This window comes from Candidatus Magnetaquicoccus inordinatus, from assembly GCF_004217665.1.
GTDB lineage: Bacteria > Pseudomonadota > Magnetococcia > Magnetococcales > Magnetaquicoccaceae > Magnetaquicoccus > Magnetaquicoccus inordinatus.
Window position 1 is genome coordinate 1 of record NZ_RXIU01000139.1, and the last position, 9,661, is coordinate 9,661.

5 protein-coding genes are annotated in these 9,661 nt (G+C 55.0%); all 5 read left to right on the forward strand.

Going from position 1 to position 9,661, the window contains the following annotated elements:
- Positions 1–4,487, forward strand: a 4,487-nt coding sequence (locus EJP87_RS10630) for an ELWxxDGT repeat protein (RefSeq protein WP_130471852.1), incomplete at its 5' end; no start/stop codon positions are given.
- Positions 4,488–4,524: 37 nt separating this feature from the next.
- Entirely contained in the window at positions 4,525–6,219 is a 1,695-nt protein-coding gene (locus EJP87_RS10635) for a TolC family protein (protein WP_130471853.1), read from the forward strand.
- Positions 6,219–6,980: an efflux RND transporter periplasmic adaptor subunit gene (locus EJP87_RS10640; protein ID WP_130471854.1), complete on the forward strand. Its 762-nt coding sequence runs from the start codon at positions 6,219–6,221 to the stop codon at positions 6,978–6,980. Before EJP87_RS10635 ends, EJP87_RS10640 begins: the two co-directional genes overlap by 1 nt.
- Positions 6,977–8,314 carry an efflux RND transporter periplasmic adaptor subunit gene (locus tag EJP87_RS10645; protein WP_227657575.1) on the forward strand — a complete coding sequence of 446 codons (1,338 nt, stop codon included), beginning with the start codon at positions 6,977–6,979 and terminating at the stop codon, positions 8,312–8,314. The genes EJP87_RS10640 and EJP87_RS10645 overlap by 4 nt, the downstream gene beginning before the upstream one ends.
- Positions 8,315–9,661, forward strand: a 1,347-nt coding sequence (locus EJP87_RS10650) for a zinc metalloprotease (RefSeq protein ID WP_478210082.1), incomplete at its 3' end; no start/stop codon positions are given.

Below are 9,661 nucleotides of genomic sequence, written 5' to 3' on the forward strand. Positions count from 1 at the left end.
GCGCCAGCAACCATGCTTCATCGGCCGCAGAGGGGGAGGCAGCCAGCTCCGGCCACAGCAGTTTGCCAAACGCGCCGGTTGTTGCGGTGGCCGCCGACACGGCAGGCGATACTTCCTGCCGTGTGGCGGCGACAGAGCTGCCGACACCCTCCGCCACGGCACCGCACGCGACCAGATTGTTGATCCTCTCTTCCGACATCGCCCAGGATAAACTGTTGGCCGAGGCGGTTAAAGAGGGTGTGACCGTTGTGCGTTATGATGGCCAAGTGGATGACAGCCACTCCCTGCTGCAAAAGGTGGATACAGCCTTGGCGGGAGGCCAGGCAGAGAGTATCGCCTTTGCCAGTCATGCCAGCGCCGCAGGTACACTGCACCTTGCGGCCAAGCTGCCGATAAACCGCTACACCCTGGCTTATGACAGCGATAGCAGAGCCTTTTGGCAGCAGATTGGCCAGAAACTCACTGCCGACGGACGGATCGACTTGCTGGGCTGCTCGCTTGTCGCCACGCCACAAGGCGAGGAGTTGACGCACCTGATTGCCGCCATCAGCGGCCATCAAGTGGCCGCCTCAACCGATGCCACCGGCAATCCTGCCAGCGGGGGCGACTGGCTCCTTGAACAAGGCCAGATCGATGTAGCCGCCAGCTATTTTGATGCCACACGCTTGGCAAAACTTTCCGGTCAGTTGGGATATAGCCGAGGAATCTATGTTACAAACAGCTCGGGCACCGATGCGACTCTGGTCAAAGAGATCGTTCCGGGAGGCGATCCCTATATTTATCGAATGGTGACGCTCAACGGCAAAGCCTATTTTTTTGCTGAAACCGAAAACGAAGGGCGCGAGCTTTGGGTCAGTGATGGCACCAGTGCCGGCACTCAGTTGCTGGTTGACATCAATCCGGGAGAGGATTCCAGCAGCTATGGCTATGTCACAGAGATGGTTCTGTGCAACAACAAGATCTATTTCCAGGCCGACGATGGGATCAATGGGGAGGAGCTTTGGCAAACCGATGGGACGGCTGCGGGAACGGTGATGGTGAAGGATATCTGGAGTGGTATTGCTGGTTCCGATATTCTTAATATTACCGTTTTTGGCAATAAGATTTTTTTTCATGCCAAGGATGGTTCAGGCGATTTCGGATCCCATAACCAGTTATGGATGAGTGATGGAACGGCTGCCGGAACCCAACTGGTCAAGGATTTCGGGTATAATGGCATGCGCTACGACATGGGTGACGCTACAATTGCCGCCACAAGCGATGCCGTCTATTTTCTTGGCAAATACGGCAGCAATTATGAGCAGCTTTGGAAAACCACGGATGGAACCGCAGCAAACACAACTTTGGTAAAAAATCTGGGTAGTAATGCCGGGGACGGTATCTACTGGGAAGTGGAAGAAGGTAGGCGACGCGAGATGTACGGACCCTCTCTCGTTGCCGTTGACAACAAACTCTATTTTGATGCCTACACCTCCGCTTTGGGTGTGGAGGCATGGGTCTCGGATGGTACCTCTGCCGGTACCTTCAATTTAACCAATGATGGTTCCACCTCTTTGCCGTCTAATGGGGGCTTTTTTAGCAGTATTTCCCCCGTGTCGGGGTTTGTCAAGTTTAATGGATTGGTATATTTCAGTTATTTTGATAAGTTATACAAGACAGATGGCACCTCAGCTAACACCTCCAGGGTAAATGGTATTGAGTCAGTTGCCGTCTATCATCCCATGGGTAATATATTGTATATCACAGGCAGCACTGCCACTTCAGGGCCGCCCAATTATGAATTGCTTTCCTATGATGGTACAACAGTCAGTACGGTCATCGATCTTACCAATGATCCTCCTGGCAGCATTTCTGTACCCGTTGCTGTAATCGGTGACAAACTCTATTTCACGCCATGGAATGAATCAACCTATGGTGCAGAGTTATGGGTCAGTGATGGCACCGCTATTGGCACCCATCTGGTCAAGGATATCTTTCTTGGGTCAGAATCTTCTTCTCCCCGTGCTGCCACCGAACTAAACGGCATATTGATTTTTACGGCGGAAACCTTTGTCAACGAAGCGCCGGTATTTTCGCAGTCGGGTGCTGGCACGCTGAGTGTTGCCAGCAACAGCCGGGAGGTCAATATCAATGAATATCTGCAGGTGGATGATTGGGATGATGATCAAACGCTGACCTGGAGCCAGAGTGTTGCTCCCGCACATGGCAACCTGACTTTTATTGATGCCAGTGCCGATTCGGGTGATTCTGAGCTGACCCCCTATGGTTCCGTCTCCTATACGCCAAACGGGGGATATGTGGGTGCCGACAGCTTTGTCATTCAGGTCAGTGATGGCATAGACAGTGTGACGCGCACCATCAACCTCACGGTCGTGAACAATACCAACCCCCTCTATGTGCAAAGCACCACTCAAGTCATATCCATGTCGATCAACTCGACGCAGATCGACCTGGGTTCCTATCTGCATGTCAACGATCCCGACAGCGAGCAGACCCTGACCTGGAGCGGGCAAGGCAGCACCGAAATGGGCTATCTGGATATCTCTTCGGCCACGGCCTCCAGCGGTGGAACCGATATTGCTCCCCCGGAGGGCAGCATCATCTATACCCCCTACAGTTCGGAAGACTCGGATCATTTCTCTGTGCAAGTCAGTGACGGCATCTCTACCGTCACCCGCAACTTTACCATCCATTTTGTCAGCGCTGTGGAGCTGCAGATTGAGCCGCTTGCTGATCTCACCTTTTTTGATACTGCTGCACATGACATCTTTATCCAGGATGGCGGAATATTGCAGGTAAGCAATCTTGATTATGAACAGGATATCGACGCGGGGATCATTGATGCTACGATGCGCCAGGGCGCCATGTCTGTTAAAGTCGGAAATTATGGATATTTTTTTGTTTCCCTTTACTCAACGCAATATTTCTTTCTCCCTGATCCAACCACCTATTTTCCTGGTCATGATGTCCATGATGTCAACTCCCTGACCAGCGATTTTAGCGAAAGCTTTACCGTATATGTTACCAATGGTAACAATACCAGCTCTGCGACCTGTACTGTCCATTTCAAAGGTGTCAACGATACTCCAGAGTTGGCCACACCGGAGGAGGCCAGTTATAGCGTCCAGAGCGCCAACGATAGCTTTCTCAACGCCACCGGGCAACTTGCGGGCAGTGACCGGGATAGCGGACAAACGCTTACCTATGGTCTACAAAACGGCAGCACGGCAGATGGGCAGACCATTGCCGGTACCGCCTATGATCTTGGCAAGGGTGGTCTGTATGGAAAGCTGTTTATCAGCACTGCTGATGGCAAATATCTCTACATGCCCGATACGGCGGCACTGCGCGCCTTGCGCGGGGTCGCTACTGAAACATTCACCGTTACGGTAACAGATAGTATTCTTACCAGCACAGCCACCTTCACCGTCCATCTGCAGGGAAGGGAGGAGGGTGGCACGCCAGAGGGGGAGAGTGTCATTCCGGTAAAAACCTTTCTTCCCACCGCTTCGGAGAGCGCTCCCACCCCCTCTCCTGGCAGCGAGTGGAACAGCAAGGAGAGCAGCAAAGATTCCTTGGAGGAGTTTGCTGCCGCCCCAGGAGTGACCATTATTCGCGACAAACCCGGTGGAGTTGCGCAAGGAAAAAGCAATGTCATCATCGGCGCCCATCCGGTAACAGTGATACGGGGTACCCCGGAGATTGGGGCCACTCCGGTGACGGTGATTCGCGAGAGCAATCCGCAGGAGGCGTCGCCAGCCTCCTCACTGCAGTCGGCCACTGCCAGCACTGGCAACAACTTTTCTACCGTTTTGGCAGCTTTGCCCAACACTGCCTCCCCCTTTGCGGTGGAGAGTGCGGTGCGTCTGCCGAGCGCAGTTGCGGCCAATGAGGGCGGATTGCGTTTCAGCAGCGAGGGCAGGGGCGATAATCGCTCGGAAGCTCTCATTGCCAACAATCTGCCTGCTCAGGTGCAGCCGCGAGCGGATGGTTCGATCCAGTTTCAACTGGGCGCCGACAGTTTTGGCCACAGTGATGGCAACGCCAAGCTGCAACTGGCCGCCGTGCAGGCCAACGGGGAGCCACTTCCCTCCTGGATCACTTTTGATGCCAAAAGCGGCACCTTTTCTGGACAACCACCGGCTGGCAGCAATGCCGATCTGACCATTACGGTAACGGCCAAGGATAGCCAGGGACGGGAAGCCACCCTGACGCTGCAGATCAAGATGGGTGATGGCAACAACAAGGCGGCTCCTGGCGACCAGCCTGGACAAGAGAACAAACCGCAGAGTTATTGGAAATCGCTGTACCACGAAAGGGATTTGGCGCGTTTGCAGCAGCAATGGGAGGGACAAAATCCCGCATCCGGCAAGCCGCTCCCTGTTGGCAGGCTCAGTGAGCAGATGCGCGCTGCCCAGCGTGCCGGGCAGTTGCAGGCCCAGGCACGGCTGTTTTACAGTGCGGATCGCGCGCTGCGTCGGGCATGACCTGTTTATTGCATACTATCGATTATTATAGGATAAAATGATGAAATCCAGCCAAACCTTCCATCGTCGCAGCATGCGCATGCTCAGCCTGCTGGCCTTGTCATTGTGGGTGAGCGCCTGTTCGATGAAGCCGCAAGCGATCTCCACCAGTGAGTTTATCCGCAAGGGGGAGGAGGATCGGGCGTTGATGTTCCACAATCTGGCGCCTCTCAGCAAGCCCCTTACCCTCTATGAGGCGATGGCGCGCGCGGTCACCTATAACCTGGATCGGCGGGCCAAGATGATGGAGGAGGCATTGGCTTTGGGTCAGGTGGATCTGGATCGTTTTGAGTTGCTGCCGAAACTGACAGCCGGGGCCGGCTATATTTATCGCAGCGACCATGCCACCTCCACCAGTCGCGATTCGGTAACCGGGCAGATGGCTCTGGCCAACCCCTATTATTCGCTGGATAAGACCCGCAGTGTTGCCGATTTGACCCTCTCTTGGAATCTGCTTGATTTTGGTGCCAGTTGGTATACGGCCCATCAAAATGGTGATCGGGCATTGATTGCTGCGGAACGGCGGCGCAAGTCGATTGCCAATCTGATGCAGGAGGTGCGTTACAGTTTTTGGCGGGCTGTGGCAGCGCAGACCTTGCAGGTTACGGTGCGTCAGGCCATCGGCACGGCTGAACAGGCTTTGGCCGACTCGCGCAAGGTGGAAGCAGAAAATTTGCGCAATCCTGCTGATGCTTTGCGCTATCAGAAAGGGTTGATGGATAATCTGCGCCAATTGGAGAGTGTGGAACAGGAGCTGACTTCGGCCAAATATGAGTTGGCAGCCTTGATCAACCTGCCGCCACAAACCCCGCTGTTGTTTGCCGCCGCCGATAGCGCGGCGATGACTCCTCCGGTCTGGCGGATGCCGTTGTCGGAAATGGAGGTGATGACCTTTGCCAACAATCCCGATCTGCGCGAGCAGGTCTATCAAAGCCGGATTGCCGTGGATGATACGCGCAAGGCGCTGCTGCGTTTGTTGCCCGGCATTCAACTATCGACCTCGCGGCAATATGACAGCAACGGTTTTCTGATCAATAACGGCTGGAGTGAAGCCTCTGGGCGGCTCACCTTCAATCTTTTCAACATTCTTTCGGCACCGGAAAACATCCAGCAGGCGGCATCGGTGGAGCAGGTGGCCGAGATGAAACGTTTGGCGCTGCGCATGGCCATTTTGGCGCAGGTGCATGTCATCCATCATCAGTTTAATCATGCCCAACAGCAGTTTCAACGGGCCAGCGAGCAGGCCAAAATTGAATCCCGTCTGGCGGATGTCGCTGCCAAACGCCAGGAAAACAGTGCCCAAAGCATTTTGGAGCGCATCAGCAATCAGACCTCGGCCATTACCGCCGATCTGCGCCGGTATCAATCCTTTGCGCTGCTGCAGTTTAATCTGGGACGCCTGCAGACCACCCTTGGTATCGATCCTTTCCCGGAAAATCTGGGCAGCGGCGATTTGGATGGCTTGGGACAATTGCTGGAAAGACGGTTTCGGGATCTGGACCAGGGGATTGTCCCGGCAGAGTTGACGGCCCAGCAAGCGGAGGTTAACAAAAGCCAGAGCACAGCAGCCCCCGCACCAGCAGCAGAGGTGGCTAGCGCGCAGGGGAGTGGACAAGGGGCTGCGATGGGTTCTGCTCCCGCCGCACCAGCAGCAGAGGTGGCTAGCGCGCAGGGGAGTGAGGATCAGCCCTGATGCGACATACTCTCTTCCTGACTCTCTTGTCGGCACTGTTTCCCTGTTCGTCGGTCTGGTCGGAAGAGGCGATGGTCGAGATTCATGCGCAGTTGGTGCCAAAACGCTATACCACACTTTCTGCTGAAATAGCTGGTCGCATCGAGAGCTTGACCGTGCAGGAGGGGAGCCGATTCAAGGAGGGGCAGACACTGGCGAGCATGGATTGTGCGTTGCAGCGTTCGCAGCTTGATGAAGCCAGGGCGACGGTGGCAGTTGCTGACAAAACCAGGTCGGTACAAAAACGGTTGTTGCAGCTCAACTCTGGCGGAGTGTTGGAGGCTGAGATGGCTGCTGCCGAGGCGGAAAAGGCCAGGGCAAGATGGCACTCCTCGCAGATATTGGTGGGCAAGTGTGCCCTTGTTGCACCCTTTCCCGGACGGGTAGTGGAGCAGAAGGTGCGTGAGCATCAATATGTGCAGGCGGGGCAAGCGCTGCTGGATATTTTGGATGACAGCAGCATGGAGTTGGAATTTATTGCTCCATCCTCCTATTTTTCGGCGTTGCGTCCTGGAAGTCCGTTTCAGATACATGTTTTGGAAACGGGTAAAAGCTATCCGGCGCAGATCACCCGTTTGGGGGCGAAGGTGGATTCGGTAAGCCATACCATCAAAGTGGTGGGGGTATTGAACACTGCCAATCCAGAGTTGCTTGCCGGGATGAGTGGCAGAGTGCAACTGTCACCCCCTGCAGAGAAGACGGCCAGCAGTGCTGCACCATGAGCATGCCAGCCGCAGAGTTTTCCATGGCTCTGCCTCTTCTGTTGGCTTTGGCGCAGAGGGCACGGCAGGCTGCCTCGCTGCAGGAGCTGCGCTTTATCATGGTCAATGAGAGCCACTCTCTGTTTCCCTATCGACAGGCGATGTTATGGGATCAGGAGGGCAAGGTAGTGACCCTTTCTGGTATTGCCCAGGCGGAGGCGCACGCACCTTTTGTGCTTTGGCTGCAAGGTCTGCTGCGTGAGCGGCTTGCTGGCCTTTCCGAGCCTTGCGTGTTGCTGCCTGACGATCATGATGCCAGCTTGCAGCAGGAGTGGTTGGAGTGGTTACCGCCCTTTTTGTTGTTGTTGCCGCTGACCACGCCGGATCGTCGTCTGTTGGCAGTGCTTGGTTTGGCCAGAGATGAGCCGTGGCGTCCAGAGGAGGTGCAGTTGTTGCAGGAGGTGGCAGGCAGTTATGCTTTGTCTGTTGCCTGGTGGCAGCATCCTTCGTGTTGGGCAAAGCTGGGCAGCACTTTTTGGCGACCTTTTGCCCGGCGTGGTTGGCTGCTGGTGCCGTTGTTGATGTTGCTGGCTTTTGTGCCGATACGGCTGAGTGTTTTGGCCCCTGCTGAGCTGGTGGCGCGTGATCCGGCGGTGATTCGCGCCCCCCTGGATGGCATTATCGATCGTGTATTGGTCACTCCCAACCAGTCGGTTGGTGAAGGTGAGCTGTTGATTGAAATGGAGACCAGCAATGCGCGCAGCAAGGTTGAGGTGGCGCGTCGGGCTTTGAGTACAGCGCGCAGCGAATATGAGCGTTCTGCCCAGCAGGGGTTTAGTGATGGCAAAGCCAAAGCGCAACTGGGGGTGATTGCTGGACGGATTGAAGAGCGGCAAGCGGAGCTGCTGTTGCTGGCGGATTTATTGCAGCGCAGTCGAGTCAAGGCGCCACGCAGCGGGCGGGTGGTGATGGATGATCCTGCGGAATGGGTTGGTCGTGCGGTCACTGTTGGGGAAAAGCTGATTGCGATTGCTGATGAACAGGATACCGAACTGGAGGCTTGGCTGGCGCCGGAGGATCGCATTCCCCTGCCGGAGGCGGCGGCACTCACTCTCTTTTTGAATGTGGATCCTCTGCATCCTCTCCATGCTCGACTGCGTTATATCACCTATGAAGTGCTGCCCAGAGCCGATGGCACTTTGGCTTATCGTCTGCGTGCCGAGCTGACCAGCAGTACGCAACAGCAGCGTCTTGGTCTTAAGGGAACAGTGCGCATTGATGGGGAGCCGGTTGCTTTTGCCTATTGGCTGTTGCGTCGTCCATTGGCTCTTATCCGTCAATTTTTGGGGGTGTGAATGTGGCCGACGCTGCGTGAAGAGTTGCGCATCTATCCGGCTCCTGCCGCATGGGATGGTTCACCACAATGGACTTTGCACGATCCGGCGCGCAATCTGTTTTTTCGTTTGGGTTGGGTAGCTTTTGAAATTATCGCCCGCTGGGAGTTGGGTGCCGTGCAGCCCATTTTGGACGCTTTGCACCAGGAAAGCAGCCTGCAGGAGATTATGCCAGCGCATGTAGAGGAGATCAGCCAATTTTTACAGCAGCACCAGTTGGCGCTGCTGCACACCCCTGCCCATACCCGTCACCTGCTGCAGATTGCCCAGAGGGAGAGGCTCTCCTGGAGTCAGTGGTTGTTGCACCATTATCTCTATTTTCGCATTCCCCTGGCCGAGCCGGATGCTCTGTTGCAGCATACCTTGCCTTGGGTTGCTCCACTGTTTAGTCCTCTGTTTCGCTGGCTGACGCTGGCGGCTCTGCTGAGTGGTCTGCTGCTGTTACTGCAACAATGGCCGGTGTTTCATGCCACTTTGCTGGATACTTTAACCTTCAGCGGCATGCTGCGCTATGGCATGGCTATCGCTGTAGTCAAGATCATCCATGAACTGGCGCATGCCTATACGGCCAAACGGGTTGGCTGTCGTGTTCCCACCATGGGGGTAGCCTTTTTGGTGTTGTGGCCCGTGTTGTATACCGATGTGAACGAAACCTGGAAGCTCTCTCGCAAGGAGGATCGTCTGGCGGTTTCAGCGGCGGGGATGCTGGCAGAGTTGACTGTGGCCGCCTGGTCCACCTTGTTGTGGTCGTTTTTTCCTCCTGGTGTTGTGCGCGATACCTTGTTTGTTTTTGCGGCTGTCAGTTGGCTCTCTTCGTTGGCGATTAATCTTAGTCCATTTATGCGTTTTGATGGATATTTTTTGTTGATGGATATTTTGGATATGGCCAATCTCCATCAGCGGGCATTTGCGCTGGCTCGTTGGCAGTTGCGGGAGTGGTTGTTTGCTCTTGGGGTGGCGCCTCCAGAAATTTTTCCCAGTGCCTGGCGTTGGCGGTTGCTGATTTTTGCCTGGGCCACTTGGCTTTATCGTTTGTTGCTGTTTTTGGGTATTGCTTTTTTGGTCTATCACTTTTTTATCAAGGTGGTGGGGATAGCTCTTTTTGTGGTGGAGATTGGTTGGTTTATTGTGCGTCCCTTGTTTGCGGAGTGGCAGGTTTGGTATCGGATGCGAGCGACCATTTTGCAGAGGGGTGGTTATGGGCTGCGTGCGTTATTTGTGTTTTTGCTGTTGTTTCTTTTTTTGGTTTTGCCCTGGCAGCATTCGGTTGTGCTTCCTGCGATTCTCAAACCCAATGAGCGGATAGCT